The following is a 26,212-nucleotide window of genomic DNA, read 5'->3' as shown; positions in this document are numbered from 1 at the left end:
AGGTTTGTCCTGACCCGCCCCCCAGAAGGAAAACCCATGAGCACCGCCCCCACCCTCGAGCGCTTGCGCTTCAACATGATCGAACAGCAGATCCGCCCCTGGGATGTGCTGGATATGGAAATCCTCGACCTGCTCGCGGCCATCCGCCGCGAGGACTACGTGCCCGAGGCGCACCGCGCGCTGTCCTTCTTCGACATGGAGCTGCCGCTGCTCGACGGCTCGGTGCCCGGCGAATTCATGCTGTCGCCCAAGGTCGAGGCCCGCACGCTGCAGGACCTGCACGTGCAGAAGCACGAATCGGTGCTCGAGATCGGCACCGGCTCCGGCTTCATGGCCGCCCTGCTCGGCGCCCGCGCCGCCAAGGTGCTGTCGCTCGAAATCAACCCCGAGCTGGCCGCCCGCGCCGCCGAGACGCTGCGCCAGAACGGCGTGACCAACGTCGAGGTGCGCCATGCCGACGGCGCCGTGCCGCTGCCCAGCGGCCCGAGCTTCGACGTGATCGTGCTCAGCGGCTCGGTCGCGCGCATTCCGCAAAACCTGCTCGGCTCGCTCAAGGTCGGCGGCCGCCTGGCGGCGATCGTCGGCGACGAGCCCATGATGCGCGCCCACTTCGTGACCCGCACCAGCGAGAGCAAGTGGGACACGATCCAGCCCTGGGACACGGTGGCGCCGCGCCTCCTGAACTTCCCCGAGCCGTCGCGCTTCGCGTTCTGATCCGGGTCCACCGCATGATCGATCAAGTCCGCCCCGCCGACCTCGCCGCCTGGTTTGCACAGGACGCCGACGCACCCGCCGTGCTGCTCGACGTCCGCGAGCCCTGGGAGCTGCAGACCGCGAGCGTCGCCCCGGCGGGCTTCACGCTGCTGGCGATCCCGATGAACGAGATCCCCGCGCGCCTGTCCGAGCTCGACGAGAACCAGCGCATCGCCTGCCTGTGCCACCACGGCGCCCGCAGCCAGCGCGTGGCCGCCTTCCTGCACCAGAACGGCTTTGCGCAACTGGCCAACGTGGCCGGCGGCATCGACGCCTGGTCCGCGCAGCACGACCCCGCCGTGCCGCGCTACTGATTCTTCTCCCCCCAAGGACTTTCAATGCCTCCCAGGCCCCGGCTCCTGCCTCTTTCCGCAGCCATCGCAAGCCTTCTTGCCACGCTGCTCGCATCGCCGGCCCAGGGCCAGACACTGAACGAACTCTACGAATCGGCGCGCGGCTTCGATGCCACCTACCAGGGCGCGCGCGCCCAGTACGACGCCACCGTGGCGCGCGCCGCGCAGGCCAGGGCCGGCATCCTGCCGGCCGTCGGGCTCAGCGCGGGCGTGAACCGCAACAACCTCGACATCGACGTCATCACGGGCAACCAGCAGGGCAGTTCCTCGCGCGACTTCACGCAGCAGAACATCGGCATCAACGCCACCCAGCCGCTGTACCGGCCCGCCAACTGGGCCACCTGGGAACAGGGCAAGCGCCAGGCCGAGATCGCGCAGTCGGTGTTCACCATCGCCGAACAGGACCTGATCGTGCGCGTGAGCCAAGCCTACTTCGACGTGCTCGCGAGCCAGGACAGCCTGGCGCTGGTGCGCGCGCAGAAGGCGGCCGTGTCCGAGCAGCTCGCCTCGGCCAAGCGCAACTTCGAGGTCGGCACCTCCACCATCACCGACTCGCGCGAGGCCCAGGCCCGCTACGACCTCGTGGTGGCGCAGGAGATCGCGGCCGAGAACGACCTGCGCGTGAAGAAGATCGTGCTCGACCAGCTGGTCGGCCGCCCCGGCAGCGTGCCGGTGCCGCTGGCGGTGCCGGTGGTGCTGCCGACCGCGCAGCCGGCCGACATCGAGGCCTGGGTGGCGCAGGCCGACGCCGGGCATCCGGCGATCCGTCAGGCGCAGCTCGGCGTCGACGTGGCGGGCCTCGAGATCGAGAAGGCGCGCGCCGGCCACAAGCCCACGCTGGACGCCAACCTCGGCTACAACGTCACGCGCAACCCCAACGGCACCAGCACCAGCAGCGTGGGCACGCGCATCAACGCCGCCACCGTGGGCGTGACCTTCAACCTGCCGCTGTTCGCGGGCTTCGCGACCGAGAACCGCATCAAGGAAACGCTGGCCCTCGAGGACCAGTCGCGCAGCGTGCTCGACGGCACGCGCCGCAACGTGGCGCAGGCCACGCGCGCGGCCTACCTCGGGCTGGTCTCGGGCGCGGGCCAGGTCAAGGCGCTCGAGGCCGCCGAGGCCTCGAGCCAGAGCGCGCTCGACGCCAACCGCCTGGGTTACCAGGTGGGCGTGCGCATCAACATCGACGTGCTCAATTCGCAGAGCCAGCTCTACCAGACCAAGCGCGACCTCGCGCAGGCGCGCTACAACGTGCTGCTGGGCAACCTGAAGCTGCGCCAGGCCAACGGCACGCTGAGCGTGGCCGACATGGACGCCATCAACGCCACGCTGGCGAAGAACGGCAGCGTGCCCGCGGTGCCGGCCCCGTCGACCGCGCCGGCCGATCCGAACGCCGTGGCCGTGCCGCCCGCGCGGCCCAGCGTGCCGGTGGTGCCGCCGGTGCCGGTGGCGCCGTTCAATCCGCCGCCGCCCGCGATCCCCGTGGCACCGCCTCCGCCGCCGGTGCTGAACCCGGGGCGCTGAAACCCTAATCGAGCGTCGGCTCCGCGCGCTCGCGCGGACCTTCCGGCGCGGGCTGCGCGGCCTGGACCGGCGGCTTCGCGGGCTCGTCGGCCAGCGCGGGCTCCACCGCTTCCTCGGGCTCGGCCGCCATCGCGATCGCGAGCACCGCAGCCGCCGTGCGCTCGGCCGCGCCGCGATTGGAGGACGAGAAAGCCTGCGCGGCCTGCGACATCGCCTCGCGGCGCTCGCGGTTCTCGACCAGCTTGAGCGCGCTGGTCACGGCCTGCTCCATGGTCTCCACGCGCAGCGAGGCACCGGCCGCGAGCGAGAGCTGCGCGGCTTCCGCGAAATTGAAGGTCGACGGCCCCATCACGACCGGGCAGCCGCAGGCCGCGGGCTCGATCAGGTTCTGGCCGCCCAGGGGCTCGAAACTGCCGCCGAGCAGCGCGACGTCGGCCAGGCCGTAGTACAGCGCCATCTCGCCGAGCGAGTCGCCGAGCCAGATCTCGGACTCGGACGGCTGGCCCGCGGCGCTGCGGCGCGCCACGGCGAAGCCCTCGGCCTCGATCAGCGCGGCCACCTCGTCGAAACGCTGCGGATGGCGCGGCACGATCATCCACTGCACGTCGTGCACCCGCTTCGAGATCGAGCGGACCGCGCCCTGCTCGGGCGGCACCGGCGCGGTGGCGCCGAAGCGGCGCAGCACCTCGAGCAGCAGGCGTTCCTCGCCGTCGCGCGAACTGGCCAGCACCACGATCGGCTTGGGCAGCGTGCCGCGCAGCCGGGCGGCTGCATGGAGCTGGCGCACGTCGGGCGTGGCGTCGAACTTGAGGTTGCCGTAGATGCCCGAGACCTTGGCGCCCAGCGACACCAGCCGGTGCGCGTCGGCCTCGGTCTGGGCCCAGACCGCGCTGAGCGCCGAATAGGCCGGCCGTGCCAGCCAGCCCAGCCGCTCGGCCGAGGCCAGCGATTTCTCGTTGAGCCGGGCGTTGGCCAGCACCAGCGGGATGCGGCGCTCGGCGCAGGCCGCGGCCATCTCGGGCCAGACCTCGGTTTCCATCAGCACGCCGATGCGCGGCTGGAAGCGGTCGAGGAAGCGCGCCACGGCGCCCGGCGTGTCCCAGGGCTGCCAGACCTGCGTGTCGCCCTCGCGCAGCAGCTTGGCGCCCTCCTCGCGGCCGGTGGCGGTGCCGTGCGTGAGCAGGATCGGAATCTCGGGGAACTGGCGCCGCAGCTCCTCGATGAGGATGGCGGCGGCGCGCGTCTCGCCGAGCGAGACCGCGTGCACCCAGCACTGGGCGTGGCCGGTGGTGGCGGTGTCGTAGTGGCCGAAGCGCTCCTCGACCGCCACCGCGTAGCCGGGCTCGGCCGCCGCGCGGCGCCGCAGCTTGCGGCGCACCAGGGGCTGGGCCAGGGTGGTGAAGGCGCCGTACAGGCGCAGCAGCAGCGAACGCACGGCCAAGGTCTAGTGCGCCGCTTCGGCGAGCGTGGCGTCGGGCTTCACGGTCTTGAGCAGCGCCAGCATGCGGGCCTCGATGCGCTCGAGCGCCGCCTGGGTCTGGCCCTCGAAGCGCAGCACCAGCACCGGCGTGGTGTTGGAGGCCCGGATCAGGCCGAAGCCGTCGGGCCAGTCCACGCGCAGGCCGTCGATGGTCGAGACCTTGGCCGGGGCCTCGAAGCTCGCCTCCTTCAGCAGCCGCTCGACCACCGCGTGCGGCTCGCCCTCGGCGCACTTCACGTTGAGCTCGGGCGTCGAGAAGCTCGTGGGCAGCGCGTTGAGCACGTCGCTGGCGTTCGGGCTCCTGCTCAGGATCTCGAGCATGCGGCAGCCCGCATAGGTGCCGTCGTCGAAGCCGAACCAGCGCTCCTTGAAGAAGATGTGGCCGCTCATCTCGCCGCCCAGCGGCGAATCGAGTTCCTTCATCTTCGCCTTGATCAGCGAGTGGCCGGTCTTGAAGATCAGCGGCTGGCCGCCCGCGGCCTCGATGGCCGGGCCCAGGCGCTGCGAGCACTTCACGTCGTAGACGATGGTGCCGCCCGGCACGCGCGACAGCACGTCCTGCGCGAACAGCTGCATCTGGCGGTCGGGGAAGATGTTCTGGCCATCCTTGGTGACGATGCCCAGGCGGTCGCCGTCGCCGTCGAAGGCCAGGCCCAGTTCGGCGTCGCCCCGCTCCAGCGCGGCGATCAGGTCCTTGAGGTTCTCGGGCTTGCTGGGATCGGGGTGGTGGTTCGGGAAGTCGCCGTCGACCTCGCTGAACAGCTCCGTCACCTCGCAGCCCAGGGCGCGGAAGATCGCCGGGGCCGAGGCGCCGGCGATGCCGTTGCCCGAATCGACCACGATCTTCATCGGCCGGGCGAGCCGCACGTCGCCCACGATGCGCTGCGTGTAGGCCTCGGTCACGTCGACCTGGCGCACCGAACCGCCCGCGGCGAGCGTCGCGCTGCCGTCCTCCATGGTGCGGCGCAGCGCCTGGATCTCGTCGCCGTAGATCGCGCGGCCGGCCAGCACCATCTTGAAGCCGTTGTAGTCCTTGGGGTTGTGGCTGCCCGTGACCTGGATGCCGCTGGTGGCGAGCGTGTGGGCCGCGAAATAGAGCATGGGCGTGGTGACCGCGCCCACGTCGATCACTTCGACGCCGGTGGCCACCAGGCCGCGGATCAGCGCTTCGGACAGCGAAGGCCCCGACAGGCGCCCGTCGCGCCCCACGGCCACCGACTTCTCGCCGGCGGCCCGCGCCGCGCTGCCGAAGGCCCGGCCCAGGGCTTCCGCCACCTCGGGGTTCAACGTGGAGGGCACCACGCCGCGAATGTCGTAGGCCTTGAAGATCGACGCGCTGAGCTGCATGAAAAAGGATTCCCTGTGATTCGTGGACCGGGGGATTGTAGGCACCCGCCATGGGGCGCACATGTCCGAAAACGGCCAGTCGAAACGCCTCGAAACCTTAATATTTGGCCCATGACGAACGCCAATGCCTCCCCCGAAGAGCTCGAGAGCGATGCCTGCTACCTGGCGCTGAAGACGCACGACGCGCGCTTCGACGGCTCGTTCTTCACCGCCGTGACCTCCACCGGCATCTACTGCCGGCCGGTCTGCCGCGTGAAGCTGCCGCGGCGCGAGAACTGCCGCTTCTTCCGCCACGCGGCCCAGGCCGAGGCCGAGGGCTTCCGCCCCTGCCTGCGCTGCCGGCCCGAACTGGCGCCGCGCCCCATGGGCACGGCCAACTGGTCGACCGAGGACGCCTCGCGCATCCTCGCGCAGCAGGCGGCGCGGCTGATCGACGAGCCCGACGCCTGGACCGACGAGGACCCGGGCGCCGCGCAGATCGCGGCCCGGCTCGGCGTCAGCGACCGTCACCTGCGCCGCATCTTCGAGGCCCAGTTCGGCGTCTCGCCGCTGCAGTACCTGCAGACGCGCCGCCTGCTCGCGGCCAAGCAGCTGATCGCCGACACCCGCCTGCCGATGACGCAGGTGGCGCTGGCCAGCGGCTTCGCGAGCGTGCGCCGCTTCAACGCGGCCTTCGTCGAGCACTACGGGCTCAATCCGAGCGCCTTGCGGCGCGCCGGCGGCACCGAGGGCGGCGACGGCCGCGCGATCGAGGTGCGGCTGGGCTTTCGCCCGCCCTACGACCCGAGCGCGATGCTGGGCTTCTTCGCGCGGCGCGCGCTGCGCGGGGTCGAGCGCGTGACGGCCGAGGACGGCAAGGTGCCGGCGGTGGGCAAGAACACCCGGGCCCCGGCCTTCACGCGGCTGGCGCGCACGCTGCGCGTGCAGCACGGCGCGCAGGTGCATGCGGGCTGGCTGCAATTGCGCTTCGACATGGCGCGCGAACAGATGCTGCTGTCGGTCAGCGACTCGCTGGCGCCGGTGCTGCCGGTGGTGATCAGCCGCGCCCGCGCCATGCTCGACATCGACGCCGACCCGATGGCCATCAACGCCGCGCTGCACGACGCCTTTCCGCACGGCGACGGGCTGCGCGTGCCGGGCACGGTCGACGGCTTCGAGCTCGCGGTGCGCGCGGTGCTGGGCCAGCAGATCACGGTGGCCGCGGCACGCACCCTGGGTTCGCGGCTGGTCGAGGCCTTCGGCGAACCGATCGCCACGCCCGTCGACGGGCTCGACCGCCTGTTCCCCACGCCCGCCGCCATCGCGGCCGCCAGCGGCGATGCGCTGGGCCAGCTCGGCATCGTGCGCCAGCGCCAGGCCGCGCTGCATGCGCTGGCGCGCGCCGTGGCAGAAGGCCGGCTGCCGCTGCATGCGGGCGCCGACGTGCCCTCGACCATCGCCGCGCTGCAGGAACTGCCGGGCATCGGCGCCTGGACCGCGCAGTACATCGCGATGCGCGCGCTGCGCTGGCCCGATGCCTTCCCGGCCGGCGACGTCGCGCTGCAGAAGGCGCTGGGCGTGAGCACCGCGCGCGCCGCGAGCGAGGCCTCGCAGGCCTGGCGCCCGTGGCGCAGCTATGCCGTGCTGCGCGCCTGGCACGCACCCGTCCCTTCCACGCCGTCCGCCGAGCCAGCCGCCGCGGACATCCCCTCCACTCCCACGGCAGGCCTCACCGCCTGAGAAGCCATGAAGTTCAAGAAGACCGTCATCTACACCTCGCACTACGACAGCCCGCTCGGCGGCATCACCATGGCCGCCACCGACGCCGGCCTGGCCGGTGTCTGGTTCGACCAGCAGCGCCACTGGCCCGACACCACGGGCTGGCAGACACGCGACGACCACCCGGTGTTCGTCGAAACCGCCGCGCAGCTGCGCGACTACTTCGCCGGCAAGCGCGACCGCTTCGAACTGCCGCTCGACCTGTCGCACGGCACTGCGTTCCAGCAGAGCGTGTGGCAGGCACTGCTCGCGATCCCCGCGGGCGCCACCACCAGCTACGGCGCGCTGAGCGCGAACGTCGGCAACCCGGCCGCGGTGCGCGCGGTGGGCGCGGCCGTGGGCCGCAACCCGATCAGCGTGATCGTGCCCTGCCACCGCGTGCTCGGCGCCGACGGCTCGCTGACCGGCTATGCCGGCGGGCTCGAGCGCAAGAGCGCGCTGCTCGAGCTCGAAGGCGTGCGGTAGGCTCGCGGGTCGGGAGCGCGCGGCCGCACACGGATCCGCAGCCGCGCGCCAGAGGAACACACAACGACAACACCGCATGACCACCACAACCACCACCGCCGCCGGCGCATCCAAGCCCAAGGGCTGGCTCGTCGACCTCGTGCTGCTCGGCGCGCTCTGGGGCGCCTCCTTCCTGTTCATGCGCATCGGCGCCGCCGAGTTCGGCGCGCTGCCGACCGCGGCCGTGCGCGTGAGCATCGCCGCGCTGTTCCTGCTGCCGATCGCGCTGCTGCGCGGCCAGGGTCCCGCGCTCGCGCGCCACTGGAAGCCCAGCTTCTCGGTCGGCGTCTTCAACTCGGGCCTGCCCTTCGCGCTGTTCAGCTTCGCGGTGCTCAGCATCAACAGCAGCCTCGCGGCCGTGCTCAACGCGGCCACGCCGATGTTCGGCGCGCTGGTGGCCTGGGCCTGGTTCCGCGAGCGGCCCGACGGCTCGCGGCTGGTCGGCCTCGTGATCGGCTTCATCGGCGTCGCCATGCTCGCCAGCGGCGGTGCCGGCCTGCACACCGGCGCCAGCAATCTCGCGGCGCTGTGGGCCATGCTGGCCTGTCTCGCGGCCTGCCTGTGCTACGGCATCTCGGCCAGCGCCACGCGGCGCTTCCTCACCGGCGTGCCGCCGCTGGCCACCGCCACCGGCAGCCAGATCGGCGCCTCGCTGTTCCTCGCCGTGCCCGCGATCTGGCTCTGGCCCGCGCAGATGCCCGGCGCGCGCGCCTGGCTCGCGCTGCTCGCGCTCGGCATCGCCTGCACCGGCGTGGCCTACATCCTGTTCTTCCGGCTGATCGAACGCGCCGGCCCGGCGCGCGCGCTGACCGTGACCTTCCTGGTGCCGGTGTTCGCGGCCTTCTACGGCGCGGTGTTCCTCGGCGAGACCATCACGCAATGGATGCTGACCTGCGCCGTGGTGATCGTCTGCGGCGTGGCGCTGTCGACCGGCCTCGTCAAGCTCGGGCCGCGCGCCGCCAAGGCCTGATCCGCGATCAGATCGCGCCGGCCACCACGTTGACCGACAGCGCGAGCACCAGCATGTTGAAGGCGAAGGCCAGCACGCTGTGGATCAGCGTGATTCGCCGCATCTCGCGCGAGGTGGCCTGCACGTCCGACACCTGCGAGGTCATGCCGATCACGTAGGCGTAGTAGAGGAAGTCGAAGTAGTCGGGGTCTTCCTTGCCCGGGAAGTCCAGCCCGCCCGCATCGGGCCCGCGGTGCTTCTCGTCGTTGTAGTAGCGGTGCGCGTAGTGGAAGGCGTAGATGGAATGCATCATCAGCCACGAGCCCGCGAGCGCCACCAGCCCGAGTCCGATGTGGACCGCGCGCTCGATGCCGCTCAGCTGCTTCACCTGCTGCAGCAGCATCGCGATCGCCACCACGCTCGCGCCCACCACCACCAGCATCGACACCAGGATCATCAGGTTCGGCTGGTCGAGCGACTGCGCGCGCTCGCGCGTGCGCTGGGCATCGAAGGTGTCGGCCAGCCACCAGGTCAGCACCTGGTAGACCAGCACGGCCGCGCACCAGCCGGCCAGCCCGCGCGCCATCAGGCCCAGCGGCCAGGGGATCGCCGCGACGGCGACGCCGACAATGCCGCCATACAGCAGGCGCTGCGGACCGGTGGTGGTGGACAGGGGATGGAGCGTGGACATGGGGCGCAGCTTAGCGCCGTGGCCACGGCGCTGCGCGGTGCGGCGCGAGCGATGGGACTTTTTGTCCCAGCGCACGCCGCCGCGCGCGGGCGCTGGTATGGTCACGACGTCCCCGGGGCACCGCGCCGGGCCCGACGACGTTTTCCCACGAAGCAACGACGTGCGGCCGATGCAGCCGCGCCCTTCCGCCATGAGACACGTGCGACTTCCTTCGCGACCCCTGCACCACGGGCTGCGCGCCACGCTGGCGGCACTGGCCGTCGCGACCTTCGGCCTGCTCGGCCTCCAGTCCGCGCGCGCGGCCGAACCGGCCGGCGTTCCCGACACCATCGAGCAGCGCGTGGCCGCCTGCATCGCCTGCCATGGCCGCCAGGGCTCGACCGGCAACGCGGCCTTCTTCCCGCGGCTGGCCGGCAAGCCCGCGGGCTACCTGTTCAACCAGCTGCGCAGCTTCCGCGACGGCCGGCGCTCCAACACCGACATGAACTACATGGTGCGCCACATGTCCGACGCCTACCTGCAGGAGATCGCGGACTACTTCGCCGGCCTCGACCTGCCCTATGCCGCGGTCTCGCCGACCAGCGACGCGGCTCCCGCGCAGCTCGCGCGCGGCCGCCAGCTCGCGCTCGAGGGCGACGCCGCGCGCAGGATCCCGGCCTGCGTGCACTGCCACGGCGCCGCGCTCACGGGCGTGCAGCCCGCCATCCCGGGCCTTTTGGGACTGCCACGGCTGTACGTCTCCTCGCAGCTCGGCGCCTGGCTCACCAACGAGCGCCATGCGCTCGCGCCCGACTGCATGGCCGAGATCGGAGGCCGCATGACCACCGCCGACATCAACGCCGTCGCGAGCTGGCTCGCGGTGCAGCCGATGCCCGCCAACCCCAAGCCGGTGTCCGCGCCGGCCGCGCCGCTGCCGATGGCCTGCGGCGGCATGCAGTGAGGCCGCGACGATGACCGCGCTCAAACGCCTCTGCTGGACCCTGCTGGTGCTCGTGCTGCTGCTGGCCGCCGTGGCCGGCGGCGTGGTCGCGCTCAACCTGCGCGGCGAGGCCGCCATCCCCGAGCAGGCCGAGGCCTTCGAGGCCACGCCGCAGCGCATCGAGCGCGGCCGCTACCTCGCGCTGGCCGGCAACTGCGCGGGCTGCCACACCACGCGCGGCGGCCAGGCCTACGCGGGCGGCCTGCCGATCGAGACGCCCTTCGGCACCATCCACTCGACCAACCTCACGCCCGATGCGCAGCACGGCATCGGCGGCTGGAGCAGCGCGCATTTCTGGCGCGCGATGCACAACGGCCGCTCGAAGGACGGCCGGCTGCTCTATCCCGCCTTCCCCTATCCGAGCTTCACGCGCGTCACGCGCGAGGACTCCGACGCCATCTACGCCTACCTGCGCAGCCTGCCCGCGGCCGACACGCCGAACCGGCCGCACCGGCTGCGCTTCCCCTACGACACGCAGGCCGCGCTCGGCGTCTGGCGCGCGCTGTTCTTCACGCCGCAGACCTTCGTCGCCGACGCGGGCAAGCCGGCCGAGTGGAACCGCGGCGCCTACCTGGTCGACGGCCTGGGCCACTGCATCGCCTGCCACGGCAGCCGCAATGCCTTCGGCGCCACCGAGACGCAGCGCGGCCTCTCGGGCGGCCTGATCGCGGTGCAGAACTGGTACGCGCCCTCGCTGGCCGATCCGCGCGAGGCCGGCGTGTCCGGCTGGCCCGCCACCGAGGTGGTGGCGCTGCTGAAGAACGGCAGCGCGCCGCGCGGTTCGGTGATGGGCCCGATGGCCGACGTGGTGTTCGAGAGCACGCAGCACCTGTCCGAGGCCGACCTCTCGGCGATGGCCGCCTACCTCAAGGACCTGCCGGCCGTCGCGCAGGAGGCAGCAGACGCCAAGCCCGCGCGCCCCGCCACCTACCGGCGCGATGCCGGCGAGATGGCGCGCGGCAACCGCATCTACGACCAGCGCTGCGCCTACTGCCATGGCGACCAGGGCCAGGGCGCGCCGGGCGCCTACCCGCCGCTCGCGGGCAGCCGCGCCGTCAACATGGCGCGGCCCGTCAACCTGATCCAGGTCGTGAGCCATGGCGGCTTCCTGCCGACTACCGCGGGCAATCCGCGCCCCTACGGCATGCCGCCCTTCGGCGAGACGCTCGACGGCACCGACCTCGCGGCCGTGCTGACCTACATCCGCGGCTCGTGGGGCAACGACAGCGCGCCGGTCACGCAGCTCGACATCGCGCGGCGCTGAGGCGCGAACCGCGTCGCGCCCTAGGCCGGCGCGCGGCACATTACCGTCGGCTGAAGGCGAACGCGGGCATGGCGAATCTCCTACAGGCGCTGGCGGCTTCGACGCATACGCGCTATGGGCCGCACCTAATAACTTGGGGGTCAACAACAGGGAGCAGCGCCCCGGACACCGAGCGACACCGCAGGCCGGCACCGGCCTTCGCGGTACGGCGATCGAAGGTCCGAGGGTTCCATTTTTTGCCTCTTCTTCGAAGGACCTTCTTCATGCCCTTGCCCCGCTCGCGCGCCCGCGGCCACGCCACCCTCGTCGCCGCCCTGGCCGGCGGCGGCCTGCTCGCAGCCGCCACGCCCGCCCTCGCCGACCCGTCGCCGGCGCTCGACCGCTTCAGCCTTTCCGTCGGTGCCTATGGCGCCGACCCCAAGTTCGACGCCTCGGTGGGCACGCCCTACGGCGCGCTGCGCACCGGCGACATCAAGCCCGGCCGCGTGACCATGCCGCGCATCACGGCCGACGTGCTGCTCGGCGACACGCAGGGCCTCTCGTTCGACTACTTCCGCTACAAGCGCGACTACTTCGGCGGCCTCTCGGGCGGCACCTCGCTCGGCGGCCTCGGCACCATCGCGGCCTTCGGCAATGCCAACGTCGACACGCAGGTCGATTTCGCCAAGCTCTCGTACAAGTGGTGGATCGGTTCGGGCAACACGGTGCTGGGCCTCGGTGCCGGCGCGGCCTACTACCGCATCAAGCTCGGCGTGAGCGCACTCGCGGGCGTCAACGGCCAGTTCGGCACGCTCAGCGAAAGCTCGAGCCGCGATGCGATCGCGCCGCTGCTCGAGATCGGCGTGCGCCACGCGATCACGCCCGACCTGCGGCTGTTCGCCGACGCCTCGGGCGTGTGGAAGAACGGCGGCAGCTCGCACGGCAACATCTACAACGCCGCGGCCGGCGTGGAGTGGTTCCCGGTCAAGAACGTGGGCCTGGTGCTGGCCTACAACGTGACCAACATCGACATCACGCGCGACAGCGGCTTCGCCGACGCGCGGCTGAAGATCCGCCTGCAGGGCCCGACGGCCTCGCTCAAGGCGCGCTTCTGATCGGAGGCCCGCCGGCGGCAGCGCACCGCCGCCGGTCGGCCGCTCCTATTCGCCCGGCTCGCGCGTCAGCGCCGCGAGCAGGATGGTGCGCACGTCCTTTTTGAGCACCTTCCCCACCTTCGATCGCGGCAGGTCGGCCCACACCTCCACCTGCTTGGGTGCCTTCACGCTGCCGATGCGCGCCTTGACGAAGGCCTTGATCGCCTCGGCGTCGATGCTGCGGCCCGCCTGCGGCTGCAGCACCGCCACCACGCGCTCGCCCCACTTCTCGTCGGGCAGGCCGATCACCGCGCTGTCCTGCACGTCGGGGTGCTGCATCAGCGCCTGCTCGACCTCGGCCGAATAGACGTTGAAGCCGCCCGAGATGATCATGTCCTTGGCGCGGTCGACGATGTAGAGGAAGCCGTCGTCGTCGAGCCGGCCGATGTCGCCCGTGTGGTGCCAGCCGAAGCGCGAGGCCTCCTGCGTGGCCTTCGGGTCCTTGTAGTAGCCCTGCATCACGAGCGAGCCGCGCACCACGATCTCGCCGCTCTCGCCCACGGGCAGCAGCTCGCCCTCGGCGTTCATCACGCCCACCTGCACCAGCGGCCCGGGCCGTCCCGCCGAGGCGAGGCGGTGCTTCGCCACCGAGCCGTCGGCATTGAAGTGCTCGCGCGGCGACATCATCGAGATCATCATCGGCGCCTCGGTCTGGCCGAAGAGCTGGGCCATCACCGGGCCGATCTTCGTGAGCGCCTCCTCGAGCCGCGCGGCCGACATCGGCGCGGCGCCATACCAGAAGCACTGCAGCGAATCGCGCTTCGTCGCCGCGAGTTCCGGATGCTGCAGCAGCATGTAGATCAGCGTCGGCGGCAGGAAGGCGTGGGTGATGCGGTGGCGCTCGATCAGCGCGAGGAACTCGCCGAGGTCGGGCTTGGGCATGATGACCACGCGCCCGCCGAGCGCCATCACCGGCAGGCACAGCACGCCGGCCGCGTGCGTGAGCGGCGCGAGCGCGAGGTAGGCGGGCCGGCCCTCGAAGGGATAGCCCATCAGCGTGAGCGCCGACATCGCCTCGAGGTTGCGCCCCGTGAGCATCACGCCCTTGGGCTGGCCCGTGGTGCCGCCGGTGCCCGCGATCATCGCCACGTCGTCGGGCGGCGCGATGTCGAGCGGCGCGTCGTCCAGGCCCTCGAGCCAGTCGTCCATCGACGGCGCGAAGGGTTGCCGCGCATCGAGGCAGACCAGCGCGCGCAGCTTGGGCAGCTGCGAACGCATCTGCTCGACCATGGGCGCGTAGTTGCCGTGGAACACCAGACAGGCGCAGTCGAAGGCATCGAGCACGAAGGCGTTCTCGCTCGCTTCGTTGCGCGGGTTGATCGGGCACCACACGCCGCCCGCGCGCGAGATGCCGAACACCGTGGCGAAGGCCATCGCATCGTTGCTCGAGAGCACCGCCACCTTGTCGCCCGGCTGCAGGCCCGCGCGCTGCAGGCCCCGCGCCACGCGCCAGCTGATGCGCTGCACCTGGGCGTAGCTGAGGTCGGCCTCGCCCAGGGTCAGGCAGGGCGCATCGGCGCCCAGCTGGGCGCCCTTGTCGAGGTAGTCGACGAGACGCATCGGGGTCAGCCCATGCGCGTGATCACGGGCTCCTGCACCAGGCCGAAGCCGCGCAGCGCACCCAGCAGCTCGCGATGGCCGAAGGCCTGGCAGCCCGAGGCGAAGCCCGCGCGGCGCGGCGGCTGCTGCAGCAGCGAGGCCGCCGCATAGGCCTGCAGCAGGCCGGTCTGCTTGTAGTTGCAGTTGCCGAAGATCACGCAGTGCACGCGGCCCAGCGGACCCGAGGCATGCACCGAGTCGACCGACTTGTTGATGCGCGGGTTCTCGCGCGGCGGCATGGTGTTCATCACGCTCGACGCGGTCTTGGCCAGCGCCTCGTAGCGATCCTGCTCGTTCATGCCCTCGGTGGCCTTGAGCGCGGCCGCCACGATCTGCGGCACGCCCATCATCAGCGGCTTGTTGAAGACGCCGCCGAGCACCTTCACGTTGGCCACGCGCGGATCGCGCTTGAACCACACCGGGTGCGAGGTGCCGCCCCAGGGCAGCGCAAGCGCCGCCTCGTGCTGGCCCGGGATCGACAGGTGGTAGAGGCCGGCATCGGGCTGCCACTCGACGTACTCGTTCTGCTCGAGGTAGTAGGCCTTCGACGTCGCCGCATTGACCAGGATGGTCTGCGTCGACGCGATGGTCGGGCTGCCGCCCCAGAACACGGCGATGTCGAGCGTGTCGAGCCCGGGCGTCTCGAGGCACAGCTGCGCCGCGATCTCGCCCGTGGTGTACATGTGGGCCAGGCCCGGCGAGAGCAGCAGCCCCGCGGCGGCGAACTTGGCGCCCCATTGCTGGTCGAGCGTGATCAGCCAGTCCTGCTCGCCCGTGGTGTCGGTGTAGTGGCAGCCGGCGTTGAGGCAGGCCTCGACCACCTCGGGGCCGAACTTGGCGAACGGCCCCACGGTGTTGAGCACCACCGAGGCGCCGGTGAAGAGCTCGGTGAGCGCCTCCACCGAATGCGCCACCTCCACCACCTCGTAGCGCGCGGTCTCGATGCCGGGCACGTTCGATTTCATCGCGGCGTCGAGCTTCTCCTTGCTGCGGCCCGCGGCGATGAACGGGATGTTGTATTCGCGCAGGTACTCGCAGACCAGCCGCCCGGTATAGCCCGAGGCGCCGTACACGATGACCGGCTTCTTGTTCTTGCTGCTCATGTCGTCTCTCCTTTTTCTTGCCTGATGTGTGACTCGTTCTGTTCGCGCATGGCCTTCACATGCCCATGCCGCCGTCCACCGCGAGGCCGGCGCCGGTGATGAACCGGGCCGCGTCGGAGCAGAGGAAGACCACCACGTCGGCCATGTCGCCGACCTCGCCGAGCCGGCCCAGCGGCGTCTGGCCGATCACGTCGCCGACGGCCGCCTCCACGCTGGGCGCGAGGCCCGCGGCGACGATGTCGTTCGCGAGCTTCATGCCCATGTCGGTGGGCACCAGCCCCGGGTAGATGCAGTTGACGCGCACGCCGTAACCCAGCTTGCCGGACTCCATCGCGGCCACGCGGGTCGCGCGGTCGACCGCCGACTTGGTGGCCGAGTAGCCCGCGATGGCGGGAAAGGCGATGGTCGCGGCGACCGAGGCGATGTTGACCACCGCGCCGCCCGCGCCCGCGGCGCCGCCGGGGCGCATCGCGCGGAACGCGTGTTTCATGCCGAGCAGGGTGCCGGTCACGTTCACGTCGAGCATGCGGCGCAGGTCCTCGGCCTGCACGTCGACCACCAGCGAGGTGATCTCGATGCCCGCGTTGTTGACCACGATGTCGAGCCCGCCGAGTTCCTTCACCGTGGTCTCGACGGCCGCGGCCCAGGCCGCGTCGTCGGTGACGTCGAGCGGCACGAAGCCGGCCTTCGCCCCGCCGCTCGAGAGGCGCTGGGCGGTCGCCCGCCCCACGTCGGCGAGCACGTCGCCGATCATCACCGCCGCGCCGGCCTCGGTCAGCGCCTGCGCAATGCTGGCGCCGATGCCGCGCGCGCCACCCGTCACGAGCGCCTTGCGCCCCTTCAGATCGAACTGTCCCATCGCTTGTCTCCTGTGGTCTGGTTGTGAGATGGAGCGGTCATCCTAGAAATCGTCTTGACGAGTGTCAAGAATTTCTTTGACGAGTGTCCAGATTTTTTAGAATGGGGGCCGGCACGGGCTGGAACGCCGTTTCGCACGGGCGTGCCATGCGTGCTATGGTTTGCAGATCAACGGACAACGAGAGCGGCTCGCGCATCGCGCGGCGCGGTGGAAATGACGACACGACAGCAGGAACAAGCGTCGACGGCCCGGGTGCCGAAGGCCAGGGTCGACAAGTTCGAGGAGCGGCGCGCCGAGCTCGGCGAGGCCGCGCTGACCACGCTCGCCACGCTCGGCTACGCGCGCACCAGCCTGCGCGAGATCGCGCAGAACACCGAGTTCTCGCACGGCGTGCTGCACTACTACTTCACCGACAAGGTCGACCTGATCGTCTGCAGCGTGAAGCAGTACAAGGCGCGCTGCGTCAAGCGCTACGACCATGCGGTCGACAGCGCCACCACCTTCGACGAACTGACGGAGGGCTTCCTGCAGAGCCTGGCCGACACGCTGCGCGACGAGGGCCACATGCACCGCCTGTGGTACGACCTGCGCTCGCAGGCGCTGTTCGAGGCGGCCTTCCGCGACGACGTGACCGAGATCGACAAGAGCCTCGAGGCGATGATCTGGCGCATCATGGCCCGCTTCGAGGAGCTCGCGGGCGTGCCTACGGGCCTGCCGCCCGCCGCGGCCTATTCGCTGTTCGACGGCCTGTTCCAGCAGGGGCTGCTGCGCCACCTGTCGGGCGAGGCCGATGCGGCCGAGCGCATGAAGGACGACGTGCGCGCGGCGATCCTGCGCCTGTTCCCGCGGCCCGCCGAGCTCCGCAAGCCGGCGGTCGCGCGCAAGCGCCGCGCCTGACTCAGGCCTTCGTTTTCCTCGCGGCCTGCACGGCCCGCGCGCCGGCCCATTCGCCCGACGCGCACAGTCCCTGCATCACCTCGGCGATCAGCGCGCAGATGGCGCGCTTGGCGTTGCCGGTCGGCAGGTGCACCGAGACGCACAGCCCCAGCGTGCGGAACATCGCGCCGGAGGCGATGCGGTGCGCCGCGAGCCGCCCTTCGCTCACCTCGCGCTGCGCGAGCCCCAGCGGCATGATGGTCGGCCCGAGCCCCGCCTCGACCGCGGCCTTGAGCGTGTAGACCGAATTGATCTCGGCCGCCACGCGCGCGGCCGGCTGTCCCGCGGCCTCGAGCACCGCGTCGACCAGCCAGCGCGTGCAGTGCCCGTGCGCATTGGCGGGCCACACCAGCGGCCGCGCGGTCGCCTGCTCGATGCTCACCTCGCCCTCGGGCAGCGCATGCGGGCTCTGCGGCGATTCGAGGAACACGAAGTCCTCCTCCACGAGCGGCGTGAAGGCCACGTCCTCGGCCGGCATGGTCGGCGAGAACACGGCCACGTCGACCCGGCCGCGCGTGAGCTGGTCGGCCATGTTGCCCGTGAGCTCCTCGTTGAGGTGCAGCACCACGTCGGGATAGCGGCGCGCGGCCGCGCGCATCAGCGGCAGCGCGATCATCGGCGACACGCTCTGCGGCAGCGCCGCCACCACCGAACCCACCACCGAGTCGGCCGCCACGTGCACCGCCGCGCGCGCATCGCTGACCTGCTTGGTGATGCCTTGCGCGTATTCGTAGAACACCTTGCCGGCCTCGGTCATCGCCACGCCGTTGCGGCTGCGCAGCAGCAGCTGGGTGTCGAGCTCGGCCTCGAGTTCGGCCATCTGCTTGCTCAGCGCCGACTGCGCCACGTAGAGCTGCTGCGCGGCGCGCGAGAGGCTGCCGCAGTCGACGATGGCAACGAAATACTTGAACTGGCGCAGTTCCATCGGCGGGGGGTCTCCGGCCATTCGCCACAGGGTTGCGGGAACGGCCGGCCATTCTAGGCCGCGCGTTCGCGGCCCATGGGTCGGACAAGGCCTCAGTTCACGCAGTCGAAGCTCGTCGCATCCTTCGTGTCGCCCGCGCCCTTGTAGCGCGGGTACGCGGGGTACTTGCACATCGGCCGCGCGAGCGCGGTGGCGCCCGTGGCCGCGTCGAGCTTGCGTTGCACCAGGCCCTGGGCCGACGCGGGCACGCCCTGCTCGACCCAGGTCGCCATCGCCTTCAGCAGGTCGACCTTGTCGGCGCCCGGGCCGCCCGCGCAATGGCCCACGCCCGGCGCGAGGAACAGTTCGACGGTCTGGTCGGCCTTGGGCTGCCCCAGCTTGCCGACCACCTGGTCGTAGTAGCGCGAGGTGTCGCGCGCGCTCACCGAGGTGTCGTTGGTGCCGTTCCACAGGATCAGCTTCGCACCGCGCGCATGCAGCCGCTCCAGGTCGGGATCGGCCGCGCTGAACAGGCCGCCGACCACGCCCATGCGCGCGAGCCACTGGTCGGGGTTCCAGGCCAGCGTGTCGAAGGCCGGGTCCTGCGTGATGAACGAGCGCACGAAACCGTCCGAGAACATGCCCTGGATCGAGTTGCCGCCGAGCGCCGCCTGCGGCCAGATGTAGGAGCCCCAGCCATCGGCCGTGTTCTCGAGGCCGAAGTTGTAGCCCGGGTGCGACCAGGCGCCGTCCGAGGTGGCGACCGGCGAGGTGATGGTCTTCACCGCGGCGATCTGCGCGTCCGACAGGCAGGCATCGCCGGTGTCGGCGCCGCCCGCGCAGCGCAAGGGCGCGGGGTCGTAGTTGCAGGCCGCGGGTTTCGAGACGATGCCGTCGGCCACGCCGTCGAGCGCATCGCACTGCGCGAGCACCGCGTTGGCCAGCAGGGTCTGCTTGGCCGGGTTCAGCGTGTTCGCCGGCACGCGCACCTGCTTCGAGATGCGGTTGAACTGCACGAACAGGCCCATGATGTTGCCGGCCGGCGCGCGCGCCACGATGCCGTCGAAGTCCTCGGGAAAGCGCTGCGCGAGCATCAGCGCGTCGTGGCCGCCCATCGAGCAGCCCTCGAAATAGCTGCGCGCGGGGCCGCTGCCGAAGAAGGCCGCGATCAGTTCCTTGCCCGGCGGCAGCGCGCGGTGCTCCGACTGCTGCGTGAAGTCGAGCAGCTTCGCGGGATCGGCCGCGAAGCGCGCCGCGAAGTAGCCCGCGTCGCGCACGCCGGGGTAGTCGTAGCCGCCGTTGGTGCCGATCGTGGCGTAGCGCTCGCTGAAGATCGAGGCGCTGAACTGCGGATCGGCCGCGCTGGGCAGCGCGCCATCGAAGCCGCCACCGCCGATGAAGGCCAGCTTGCCGTTCCAGCCCGAGGTCGGCAGGCGCGCCTCGAAGCGCAGGCTCGAGCCCTGGAAGCTCGCGGTGAGCACGCAGTACTCGGGCTGCACGCCGGTGGCGGCGACCAGCTTCGCGTCGTCGACGCGCACCGTGCCTTCGGCCACGGCGCGGCCCTTGAAGGAGGGGCATTTCTCGGCCAGCGACTGCGCGGGCGGCGGTGCCGGTGGCGCGCTCGCCGGCGGCACCAGCGGCACGAAGCCGGATCCACCGCCTCCGCCACCACATCCCGCGATCAACGCTGCCACCGCCATCGCGACCCATGCCTGTCTGTGCGAACGCTTCATCGTCTTGTCTCCTGTGTTGTCGTATTCGGGGGTACTCAGACCGCGGCGTGGCCCACGACCTTGCCGGGATTGAAGATGTCGTGCGGATCGAGCGCGCGCTTGATCGCGCGCATCAGCCCCACTGCCTGCGCGCCGTGCTCCTCGACCAGGTACTGCATCTTGTGCAGCCCCACGCCGTGCTCGCCGGTGGAGGTGCCGCCATGGCGCAGCGCACGCTGCACCAGCCGGTGGCTGAAGGCCTCGGCGGCGGCGTTCTGCGCGGCATCGTCGGGGTCGACCAGCACCAGGCAATGGAAGTTGCCGTCGCCCACATGGCCGAACACCGGCGCCAGCAGCCCGTGTTCGGCGATGTCGGCCTGGGTCTCGTCGATGCACTGCGCCAGCGCCGACAGCGGCACGCAGGCATCGGTCGTGAGGCTGCGGCAGCCGGCCCGGAGCTGCAGGCAGGCGAAGTAGGCGTGGTGGCGCGGCGTCCACAGCCGCGAACGCTCTTCCTGCCGCAGCGCCCACTGGAAGGCACCGCCGCCATGGCCGGCCACGATCTCGCGCACCAGCTCGGCCTGTTCGTCGATCTGCGCCTTGCTCGCGCCGAACTCCAGGAACAGCGTCGGCTGCTCGGCCAGCGTGGTGCGGCTGTGGGCATTCACGGCGCGGATGGTGAGCGCGTCCAGCATCTCGGCGCGCGCGAGCGGCACGCCGAGCTGGATCGCCTCGATCACCACGTCGACCGCCGCGCGAACCGAGGGGAAATGCACCACCGCCGCCGCATGCGCCTCGGGATGCGGATGCAGCCGCACCGTGGCCTCGGTGATCAGCCCCAGCGTGCCTTCGGAACCGCAATAGAGCTGCGTGAGGTTGTAGCCGGCCGAGCTCTTGCGCGCCTGCGTCGCGGTGCGCACCACCTCGCCGTCGGCCGTCACCACCGTGAGGTTCACGAGGTTGTCGCGCATGGTGCCGTAGCGCACGGTGTTCGTGCCCGAGGCGGCGGTGGCGACCATGCCGCCGATCGAGGCGTCGGCGCCGGGGTCGACCGAGAAGAAGAAGCCGCTGTCGGCAAGCGCCGCGTTGAGCTGGCCGCGCGTCACACCGGCCTCGACCGTGGCCGTGAGGTCGCCGCCGCGGATCGCGAGCACGCGGTTCATGCGCGAGAAGTCGATGCACACGCCGCCCTGCACCGCGAGCAGATGGCCTTCGACCGACGAGCCCACGCCGAAGCCGATCACCGGCACGCGCTCTCGTGCGCAGGCGCGCACCACGAAGGCGACTTCGTCGGTGCTCTGCACGAACACCACTGCATCGGGCGGTTGCGGCGCATAGGCCGATTCGTCGGTGCCGTGCTGCAGCAGCACGGCCTGGCTGGTCGACAGGCGTTCCTCGAAACGCCGCTGCAGGAGCGCGAGAAGGTCGGCAGAAGGCGAACGACGCGCAGGGGAGATCACGACCGCATCCATGGGGTGGGACTTTCTGTGGGAAACCGGGAATGAAGCGCCGCGGGCGAACGCCGCGGCGCGAAAAAGACGAAGACTCAGCGCCGCGCGGCGGCCGGCTTGACCAGCAGCACCAGCACCGCGCCCGCCACCAGCAGGCCCGCGAGCATGTGCAGGCCCGCGTCGGTGCTCTGTGTCGCGTCCTTGATCAGGCCGATGAGGAAGGGCGCGCTGAAGCCCGAGAGGTTGCCGAAGGAGTTGATCAGCGCGATGCCCGCGGCGGCGGCCGCACCGCCAAGAAAGGCCGTCGGCATGCCCCAGAAGATCGGCAGGGTCGACATGATGCCCATGGTGGCCAGCGTGAGCCCGGCCATCGCGAGCACCGCGTTGCCGTGGAAGGCCACGCTGAGCACCAGCCCGATCGCGCCCACGATCGCGGCCAGCGCGCTGTGCCAGCGGTACTCGAGCCGGCGGTCGGCGCTGCGCGCCATCAGGTACATCGCGATCACGCCGAAGGTCCACGGGATGGCGCTCAAGAGGCCGATGTCGAGCGCGCCCTTCACGCCGATCGCCTTGATGATGCTCGGCAGCCAGAACGAGATGCCGTACAGGCCCGAGGTGTAGGCGAAGTACACCAGCGCCAGCAGCCAGACGCGGCCGTTGCCCAGCACCTCGAGGATGCGCGGCTCGGCCTTGCCCTGGTTCTCGGCCGCGATGTCGCGCGCGATCAGCTCGCGCTCGGCGGTGCTGAGCCACTGCGCGTCCTTCACGCGGTCGTCGAGGTAGCGCCACACGACCAGGCCCAGCGCCACGGTCGGCAGGCCCTGCAGCAGAAAGAGCCATTGCCAGCCGGCCCAGCCGTTGACGCCGCCCATGCCCTGCAGGATCCAGCCCGAGATCGGACCGCCGAGGATGCCCGCGAACGGGATCGCCGCGAGGAACAGCGAGGTCGCCTTGCTGCGCCGCGCGGCCGGGTACCAGTAGGTCAGGTACAGGATGATCCCGGGGAAGAAGCCCGCCTCGGCCGCGCCCAGCAGGAAGCGGATCACGTAGAAGGACATCGGCGAGCTCACGAACATCGTGGCGGCCGACAGCAGGCCCCAGGTGATCATGATCCGCGCGATCCAGCGGCGCGCGCCCACGCGGTGCAGGATCACGTTGCTCGGCACCTCGAACAGGAAGTAGCCGATGAAGAAGATGCCCGCGCCCAGGCCGTACACCGCCTCGCTGAACTGCAGGTCGCCCTGCATCTGCAGCTTGGCGAAGCCGACGTTGACGCGGTCGAGGTAGGCCACGATGTAGCAGACGAAGAGCAGCGGGATGAGCCGCCAGCCGACCTTGCGGTAGACGGCATCGGCGCCGCCGTCCTCATGCGCCGCCGCTGCCCGGGGCCGTGTGATCGCGCTCGTGTTCATGGAGTGGGTGTCTCGCTGTGCTGGTGATTCGGTGCGCCGATGGTCGCGGCGGCACGCGAAGGCACCGCAGCGGGTTTACGCGCAAGATTCATATGGATTGAAGATCGGCGCATCTCCGATCGAGATGCTCGCCATGCCCCCATGGCGCGCCGGGCGGCATGCGCATGCGATCATTTCCTTCGTCTCATCCTGCCGCCATGCCCTCCTTCAACCGCGCCTACCAGCAGACCCTCCAGGCCGGCCGACTCACGCTCGGCCTCATGACACCGATCGCGCGCCCCGACGAGGCGATGGCCGACCTCGCCGTCGAGCGCAATCTCGCGCAGCGTGCCGACGCACTGGGCTTCGCGGCGCTGTGGACGCGCGACGTGCCGGTGCTCGCGCCGCAGGGCGAGCGGATGATGCCGACGGCCCCGCTCGACGAGCCCTTCCTCTGGCTCGCCACGCTGGCCGCGGCCACGCAGCGCATCGCGCTCGGCACGGCCGCCGCGGTGCTGCCGCTGCGCCAGCCGCTGCACCTGGCCAAGGCCGCGCTGTCGCTGAACCGGCTGTCGGGCGAGCGCTTCATCCTCGGGCTCGGCTCGGGCGACCGCGAGGCCGAGTTCGCGATCTTCGGCGAGGACATCGCGCGGCGCGCCGAGACCTTCCGCGAGCGCTGGACGCTGGTGCGCTCCGGCCTCTCGCCGCTGGCTGCCGAACGCGCCGTGCTGCGCGAGGCCACGGCGGGCCACGAGCTGATGGCGGCGCCGGCCGAACGCATCGGCATGGTGGTGGTGGGGTCGGCGCGGCAGTCGCTGCAATGGACCGCGGCCCATGCCGACGGCTGGGCCACCTACCACCGCGACGAGGCGCGGCAGCAGGGCCGCATCGGCCTGTGGCAGACCGCGCTGCGCGAGCGCGCGGGCGGCGAGGCCAAGCCCTTCATCCAGTCGCTGCAGCTCGAATTGCTCGAGCGTGCCGACGCGCCGGCCGAGCCGATCGAGCTGGGGCTGCGCACCGGGCGCGACGCGCTGGTGGCCTACCTCGACCGGCTGGAGGACGCGGGCGTGGCCCATGTGCTGATGAACATCGCGCGTGGACCGCGCGACGCGCGCGAGATCGTGGAAGAACTCGGGCGCGAGGTGCTGCCGCGTCTGAAGAGCGCAGCGGCCTGAACCTCAGTTCGCGCTCAACGCCATCAGCATCCGTGACAGCAGGTACAGCCGCGGCACGATGCTCTCGACCTCGGCGTATTCCTCGGGCGTGTGGATGCCGCCGCCCACGATGCCGAAGCCGTCGAGCACCGGCACGCCGACACCGGCCACCAGGCTCGCATCGGCCGCGCCGCCGCTGCTCTCGATGGTGAGCTTCTTGCCGATCTCGGCATAGATGCCCTCGGCGGTCGCCACCAGCTTGTCGGAGGCGGGCGAACGCGGCATCGGCGGCAGGCCGCGGATCAGGCGCACCTTGACCTCGGTGTCGGGGATCAGCTTGTTCTGCGAGATGCGCTGCAGGTCCTTCTCGACGCGGTCGAGCTCCTCGGGCGTGGCGGCGCGCACATCGCCGCGCGCGCTCGCGGTGGCGGGGATCACGTTGGTCGGGCCGTTGGCGGTCAGCACCGTGAAGTTGACGGTGGTCTTCTTCGCGGCATCGGCGGTCTTCGACAGCTGCAGCACCTGGTGCGCCACCTCCATCGCGGCATTGCGGCCGGCCTCGGGCGCCACGCCCGCATGCGCGGCCAGGCCCTTGACCTCGATCAGCGCGGTGGCCGAGCCCTTGCGCTCCACCACCAGGCCGTCGGCCGGACGGCCCGGCTCGAGGTTCAGCGCCACGTCGTGCTGCTTCGCTACGCGCTCGATCAGCGCGCTGGTGCCGACCGAACCGGTCTCCTCGTTGGTGTCGATCAGGAAGGTGAGCTGGCCGTAGTCCTTGAAGCCCAGCTGCCGCAGGATCTTGAGCGCCTGCAGGCCCGCGACCACGCCGCCCTTGTTGTCCATCACGCCCGGGCCGTAGGCGCGGCCGTCCTTCACGTGGAAGGGCTTGGCGGCCGCGGTGCCGTCCTTGAACACGGTGTCGATGTGGGCCAGGATCAGGATCTTCTTCTTGCCCGTGCCGGTGAAGGTCGCGACCACGTTGCTGCCCGGATGCGGTTCGGCCGGGAAGGTCTCGATGCGCGCGCCGAGCTGGCGCAGTTCGTCCACCACCAGCGTGCGGACCTTCTCGAGGCCCTCGGCATTGGTCGAGCCCGAGTCGATGTTGACCAGGCGCTCGAGCAGCTTGAGCGTCTCTTCCTTCTTCTGCGTGGCGGCGTCGAGCACGGCCTGGTTCGGCTGCTGCGCCGAGGCGGCGCCCGAGAAAGCGCCCACGAAGGCGAGCGCGCAGGCCAGCGCGATGGCCGGGGTGCGAAGGGAGGGGAAGGCGAAAGTCTTCATGTCTTGTTGTCCGTTCTTTGTCGATGGCTGGTGGCTCCGCGAGGAGGCGCGCCGCTCCCCGCGACGCGCCGCCGCAGCCTATCGCCCCGGTCGCACGCGGGTCAAGCGCGGCTCAGCATTCCTTCGCCGCGACGTACCCCAGCACCTCGCTGGTGGTCGCCGCCTCGCGCAGCACGGCCGTCGCGATCTCGCCATCGGCCGAGGGATCGAAGCCGCCGCTCGCGCCCAGCGCAGTGATGACGGCGCACACGCGTCCCGTGAAGTCGTGGACCGGCGCCGCCACCGCGCTGATGCCGCGCAGGTAGGTGTCGCGCACCACCGCGCAGCGCAGCGCGCGCACCTCGGCGCGCAGGGCCTCGATCGGCTGCTTCGCGTCGAGCTGCGCGCGCATCTCGCGCGGCGCCGCGGCGAGCTCCTGCTCGGCCAGCTCGCGCACGCTGCGCTCGTTGAGCAGGCCGAGGAAGGCGCGACCCGTGGCCGACCACAGCATCGACATCACCGAGCCCGCGCGCACGTTGACCGTGACCGGCAGGCCCGGCTCCTCGAAGCGCATCACGGTCGGACCCTTGTTGCCCATCACGGCGACGAAGCAGGTGACCTCGAGCCCTTCGCGCAGCCGCACCAGCGCGGGCTCGGCCGCGCGCACCGGATCGGACTGCCGCATCGCGGCCAGCCCGATGTTGATGGCCTCGGGGCCGAGCCGGTAGCGCTGCGAATCGACGTCCTGCGCCACCAGCCCTTCCTGCACCAGGCTCGCGAGGTAGCGGTGCACCTTGGCCGGGCTCTCGCCCACGTGCGCCGCGAGGCCCGACAGGCCCGCGTTGCCGCCCATGCGCGCCAGGCCCTTGAGCACCGCCATGCCGGTCTCGGCCGACTGCACGCGCTGGCGCCGCTCGCGCGGCGCGGGCGTGGCGGGCAGCTTGGCGGCGGCGGGCGCTTTCTTCTTCGGGGTGGAAGCCATGTGCTGATCGTCTCGTTCTCGAAAAAAGTGGGGGGCACCCGATGGTAAGTACGGTGGCTTGAGGGCTTGCCTCGCGATTTACGCTATGCGTACAATCATTACGCAAAACTCGCCGTCGCGGATTTTGAC

General features: G+C 71.1%; 23 protein-coding genes. 11 read left to right on the top strand and 12 right to left on the bottom strand.

From position 1 onward, the window contains the following. Positions 1 to 36 precede the first annotated feature (36 nt). Genes ACEN9J_RS29725 through ACEN9J_RS29715 form a run of 3 tightly spaced genes read left to right on the top strand, consistent with a single transcriptional unit; the run spans position 37 to position 2,630 of the window. Entirely contained in the window at positions 37 to 714 is a 678-nt protein-coding gene (locus ACEN9J_RS29725; protein WP_057596285.1) for a protein-L-isoaspartate O-methyltransferase family protein, read from the top strand. Between the two features lie 14 nt (positions 715 to 728). After that, on the top strand, positions 729 to 1,067 hold the full coding sequence (locus ACEN9J_RS29720; protein WP_057596286.1) for a rhodanese-like domain-containing protein: 339 nt from the start codon (positions 729 to 731) through the stop codon (positions 1,065 to 1,067). Between the two features lie 24 nt (positions 1,068 to 1,091). Continuing rightward, entirely contained in the window at positions 1,092 to 2,630 is a 1,539-nt protein-coding gene (locus ACEN9J_RS29715) for a TolC family outer membrane protein (protein ID WP_057596287.1), read from the top strand. Positions 2,631 to 2,634: 4 nt separating this feature from the next. Here the strand turns inward: ACEN9J_RS29715 and ACEN9J_RS29710 are convergent, their stop codons facing one another. Together ACEN9J_RS29710 and ACEN9J_RS29705 are read right to left on the bottom strand one after the other, a co-directional pair. Then, positions 2,635 to 4,065, bottom strand: a complete 1,431-nt coding sequence (locus ACEN9J_RS29710; RefSeq protein WP_261214398.1) for a 3-deoxy-D-manno-octulosonic acid transferase — start codon at positions 4,063 to 4,065, stop codon at positions 2,635 to 2,637. Positions 4,066 to 4,074: 9 nt separating this feature from the next. Then, a complete protein-coding gene (locus tag ACEN9J_RS29705) occupies positions 4,075 to 5,457 on the bottom strand; it encodes a phosphomannomutase/phosphoglucomutase (protein WP_413762793.1) in 1,383 nt (460 codons plus the stop codon). A gap of 111 nt (positions 5,458 to 5,568) precedes the next feature. Between ACEN9J_RS29705 and ACEN9J_RS29700 the strand changes: the two genes are divergently transcribed. The 3 genes from ACEN9J_RS29700 to ACEN9J_RS29690 all read left to right on the top strand — a co-directional run bounded on the left by ACEN9J_RS29700 (position 5,569) and on the right by ACEN9J_RS29690 (position 8,689). Beyond that, the gene (locus ACEN9J_RS29700; RefSeq protein WP_413762792.1) at positions 5,569 to 7,176 is read left to right on the top strand and encodes a DNA-3-methyladenine glycosylase 2 family protein; all 1,608 of its coding nucleotides are present in this window, start codon (positions 5,569 to 5,571) and stop codon (positions 7,174 to 7,176) included. A gap of 6 nt (positions 7,177 to 7,182) precedes the next feature. After that, positions 7,183 to 7,680: a methylated-DNA--[protein]-cysteine S-methyltransferase gene (locus ACEN9J_RS29695; RefSeq protein ID WP_057596290.1), complete on the top strand. Its 498-nt coding sequence runs from the start codon at positions 7,183 to 7,185 to the stop codon at positions 7,678 to 7,680. 76 nt (positions 7,681 to 7,756) lie between these two features. Next, positions 7,757 to 8,689, top strand: a complete 933-nt coding sequence (locus tag ACEN9J_RS29690) for a DMT family transporter (RefSeq protein WP_413762791.1) — start codon at positions 7,757 to 7,759, stop codon at positions 8,687 to 8,689. A 7-nt stretch (positions 8,690 to 8,696) separates the two neighbouring features. Here the strand turns inward: ACEN9J_RS29690 and ACEN9J_RS29685 are convergent, their stop codons facing one another. Further along, positions 8,697 to 9,359 carry a DUF1345 domain-containing protein gene (locus tag ACEN9J_RS29685; RefSeq protein ID WP_057596292.1) on the bottom strand — a complete coding sequence of 221 codons (663 nt, stop codon included), beginning with the start codon at positions 9,357 to 9,359 and terminating at the stop codon, positions 8,697 to 8,699. A 190-nt stretch (positions 9,360 to 9,549) separates the two neighbouring features. Here ACEN9J_RS29685 and ACEN9J_RS29680 point away from each other — a divergent pair, with 190 nt between their 5' ends. The 3 genes from ACEN9J_RS29680 (at position 9,550) to ACEN9J_RS29670 (ending at position 12,696) form a co-directional block, all read left to right on the top strand. Further along, the gene (locus ACEN9J_RS29680) at positions 9,550 to 10,299 is read left to right on the top strand and encodes a c-type cytochrome (RefSeq protein ID WP_057596303.1); all 750 of its coding nucleotides are present in this window, start codon (positions 9,550 to 9,552) and stop codon (positions 10,297 to 10,299) included. Positions 10,300 to 10,309: 10 nt separating this feature from the next. Next, positions 10,310 to 11,602: a c-type cytochrome gene (locus ACEN9J_RS29675; RefSeq protein WP_057596293.1), complete on the top strand. Its 1,293-nt coding sequence runs from the start codon at positions 10,310 to 10,312 to the stop codon at positions 11,600 to 11,602. Between the two features lie 263 nt (positions 11,603 to 11,865). Further along, positions 11,866 to 12,696 (top strand): hypothetical protein, encoded by an 831-nt coding sequence (locus ACEN9J_RS29670; RefSeq protein ID WP_261214386.1) that lies wholly within the window; start codon positions 11,866 to 11,868, stop codon positions 12,694 to 12,696. Between the two features lie 45 nt (positions 12,697 to 12,741). Here the strand turns inward: ACEN9J_RS29670 and ACEN9J_RS29665 are convergent, their stop codons facing one another. Genes ACEN9J_RS29665 through ACEN9J_RS29655 form a run of 3 tightly spaced genes read right to left on the bottom strand, consistent with a single transcriptional unit; the run spans position 12,742 to position 16,296 of the window. Beyond that, a complete protein-coding gene (locus ACEN9J_RS29665; protein WP_413762790.1) occupies positions 12,742 to 14,295 on the bottom strand; it encodes an AMP-binding protein in 1,554 nt (517 codons plus the stop codon). A 5-nt stretch (positions 14,296 to 14,300) separates the two neighbouring features. After that, positions 14,301 to 15,437 (bottom strand): DUF5938 domain-containing protein, encoded by a 1,137-nt coding sequence (locus ACEN9J_RS29660; protein ID WP_413762789.1) that lies wholly within the window; start codon positions 15,435 to 15,437, stop codon positions 14,301 to 14,303. Between the two features lie 55 nt (positions 15,438 to 15,492). After that, positions 15,493 to 16,296, bottom strand: a complete 804-nt coding sequence (locus ACEN9J_RS29655) for an SDR family NAD(P)-dependent oxidoreductase (RefSeq protein WP_093340144.1) — start codon at positions 16,294 to 16,296, stop codon at positions 15,493 to 15,495. 213 nt (positions 16,297 to 16,509) lie between these two features. Here ACEN9J_RS29655 and ACEN9J_RS29650 point away from each other — a divergent pair, with 213 nt between their 5' ends. Next, positions 16,510 to 17,193 (top strand): TetR/AcrR family transcriptional regulator, encoded by a 684-nt coding sequence (locus tag ACEN9J_RS29650; protein ID WP_413762788.1) that lies wholly within the window; start codon positions 16,510 to 16,512, stop codon positions 17,191 to 17,193. 1 nt (position 17,194) lies between these two features. Here ACEN9J_RS29650 and ACEN9J_RS29645 read toward each other — a convergent pair whose 3' ends face one another. From ACEN9J_RS29645 to ACEN9J_RS29630, 4 genes are all read right to left on the bottom strand, one after another. Beyond that, positions 17,195 to 18,157 (bottom strand): LysR substrate-binding domain-containing protein, encoded by a 963-nt coding sequence (locus ACEN9J_RS29645; protein WP_057596299.1) that lies wholly within the window; start codon positions 18,155 to 18,157, stop codon positions 17,195 to 17,197. 92 nt (positions 18,158 to 18,249) lie between these two features. After that, positions 18,250 to 19,869: a tannase/feruloyl esterase family alpha/beta hydrolase gene (locus ACEN9J_RS29640; protein WP_413762787.1), complete on the bottom strand. Its 1,620-nt coding sequence runs from the start codon at positions 19,867 to 19,869 to the stop codon at positions 18,250 to 18,252. A 35-nt stretch (positions 19,870 to 19,904) separates the two neighbouring features. Beyond that, positions 19,905 to 21,320, bottom strand: coding sequence for an FAD-binding oxidoreductase (locus ACEN9J_RS29635; protein WP_413762786.1), 1,416 nt, complete (start codon positions 21,318 to 21,320; stop codon positions 19,905 to 19,907). Positions 21,321 to 21,394: 74 nt separating this feature from the next. Further along, positions 21,395 to 22,711, bottom strand: a complete 1,317-nt coding sequence (locus ACEN9J_RS29630; RefSeq protein WP_413762785.1) for an MFS transporter — start codon at positions 22,709 to 22,711, stop codon at positions 21,395 to 21,397. Positions 22,712 to 22,908: 197 nt separating this feature from the next. Here ACEN9J_RS29630 and ACEN9J_RS29625 point away from each other — a divergent pair, with 197 nt between their 5' ends. Beyond that, positions 22,909 to 23,865 (top strand): TIGR03571 family LLM class oxidoreductase, encoded by a 957-nt coding sequence (locus ACEN9J_RS29625; protein WP_413762784.1) that lies wholly within the window; start codon positions 22,909 to 22,911, stop codon positions 23,863 to 23,865. Positions 23,866 to 23,868: 3 nt separating this feature from the next. Here the strand turns inward: ACEN9J_RS29625 and ACEN9J_RS29620 are convergent, their stop codons facing one another. Next, entirely contained in the window at positions 23,869 to 25,122 is a 1,254-nt protein-coding gene (locus tag ACEN9J_RS29620) for a M20/M25/M40 family metallo-hydrolase (protein ID WP_413762783.1), read from the bottom strand. Positions 25,123 to 25,234: 112 nt separating this feature from the next. After that, entirely contained in the window at positions 25,235 to 26,083 is an 849-nt protein-coding gene (locus tag ACEN9J_RS29615) for an IclR family transcriptional regulator (RefSeq protein ID WP_413762782.1), read from the bottom strand. Between the last annotated feature and the right edge of the window lie 129 nt (positions 26,084 to 26,212).

The organism is Variovorax sp. Varisp41, assembly GCF_047325085.1.
Classification (GTDB): Bacteria; Pseudomonadota; Gammaproteobacteria; order Burkholderiales; family Burkholderiaceae_C; genus Variovorax.
The sequence above is the reverse complement of the archived record's forward strand: the minus strand, read 5'-3'. Positions and strand labels throughout refer to the sequence as shown.

Bases quoted from the DNA above. Each gene is read 5' to 3' on its own strand.
- ACEN9J_RS29725 (WP_057596285.1), top strand. From the start codon at position 37: ATGAGCACCGCCCCCACCCTCGAGCGCTTGCGCTTCAACATGATCGAA.
- ACEN9J_RS29720 (WP_057596286.1), top strand. From the start codon at position 729: ATGATCGATCAAGTCCGCCCCGCCGACCTCGCCGCCTGGTTTGCACAG.
- ACEN9J_RS29715 (WP_057596287.1), top strand. From the start codon at position 1,092: ATGCCTCCCAGGCCCCGGCTCCTGCCTCTTTCCGCAGCCATCGCAAGC.
- ACEN9J_RS29705 (WP_413762793.1), bottom strand. From the start codon at position 5,457: ATGCAGCTCAGCGCGTCGATCTTCAAGGCCTACGACATTCGCGGCGTG.
- ACEN9J_RS29700 (WP_413762792.1), top strand. From the start codon at position 5,569: ATGACGAACGCCAATGCCTCCCCCGAAGAGCTCGAGAGCGATGCCTGC.
- ACEN9J_RS29695 (WP_057596290.1), top strand. From the start codon at position 7,183: ATGAAGTTCAAGAAGACCGTCATCTACACCTCGCACTACGACAGCCCG.
- ACEN9J_RS29690 (WP_413762791.1), top strand. From the start codon at position 7,757: ATGACCACCACAACCACCACCGCCGCCGGCGCATCCAAGCCCAAGGGC.
- ACEN9J_RS29685 (WP_057596292.1), bottom strand. From the start codon at position 9,359: ATGTCCACGCTCCATCCCCTGTCCACCACCACCGGTCCGCAGCGCCTG.
- ACEN9J_RS29680 (WP_057596303.1), top strand. From the start codon at position 9,550: ATGAGACACGTGCGACTTCCTTCGCGACCCCTGCACCACGGGCTGCGC.
- ACEN9J_RS29675 (WP_057596293.1), top strand. From the start codon at position 10,310: ATGACCGCGCTCAAACGCCTCTGCTGGACCCTGCTGGTGCTCGTGCTG.
- ACEN9J_RS29670 (WP_261214386.1), top strand. From the start codon at position 11,866: ATGCCCTTGCCCCGCTCGCGCGCCCGCGGCCACGCCACCCTCGTCGCC.
- ACEN9J_RS29665 (WP_413762790.1), bottom strand. From the start codon at position 14,295: ATGCGTCTCGTCGACTACCTCGACAAGGGCGCCCAGCTGGGCGCCGAT.
- ACEN9J_RS29660 (WP_413762789.1), bottom strand. From the start codon at position 15,437: ATGAGCAGCAAGAACAAGAAGCCGGTCATCGTGTACGGCGCCTCGGGC.
- ACEN9J_RS29655 (WP_093340144.1), bottom strand. From the start codon at position 16,296: ATGGGACAGTTCGATCTGAAGGGGCGCAAGGCGCTCGTGACGGGTGGC.
- ACEN9J_RS29650 (WP_413762788.1), top strand. From the start codon at position 16,510: ATGACGACACGACAGCAGGAACAAGCGTCGACGGCCCGGGTGCCGAAG.
- ACEN9J_RS29645 (WP_057596299.1), bottom strand. From the start codon at position 18,157: ATGGAACTGCGCCAGTTCAAGTATTTCGTTGCCATCGTCGACTGCGGC.
- ACEN9J_RS29640 (WP_413762787.1), bottom strand. From the start codon at position 19,869: ATGAAGCGTTCGCACAGACAGGCATGGGTCGCGATGGCGGTGGCAGCG.
- ACEN9J_RS29635 (WP_413762786.1), bottom strand. From the start codon at position 21,320: ATGGATGCGGTCGTGATCTCCCCTGCGCGTCGTTCGCCTTCTGCCGAC.
- ACEN9J_RS29630 (WP_413762785.1), bottom strand. From the start codon at position 22,711: ATGAACACGAGCGCGATCACACGGCCCCGGGCAGCGGCGGCGCATGAG.
- ACEN9J_RS29625 (WP_413762784.1), top strand. From the start codon at position 22,909: ATGCCCTCCTTCAACCGCGCCTACCAGCAGACCCTCCAGGCCGGCCGA.
- ACEN9J_RS29620 (WP_413762783.1), bottom strand. From the start codon at position 25,122: ATGAAGACTTTCGCCTTCCCCTCCCTTCGCACCCCGGCCATCGCGCTG.
- ACEN9J_RS29615 (WP_413762782.1), bottom strand. From the start codon at position 26,083: ATGGCTTCCACCCCGAAGAAGAAAGCGCCCGCCGCCGCCAAGCTGCCC.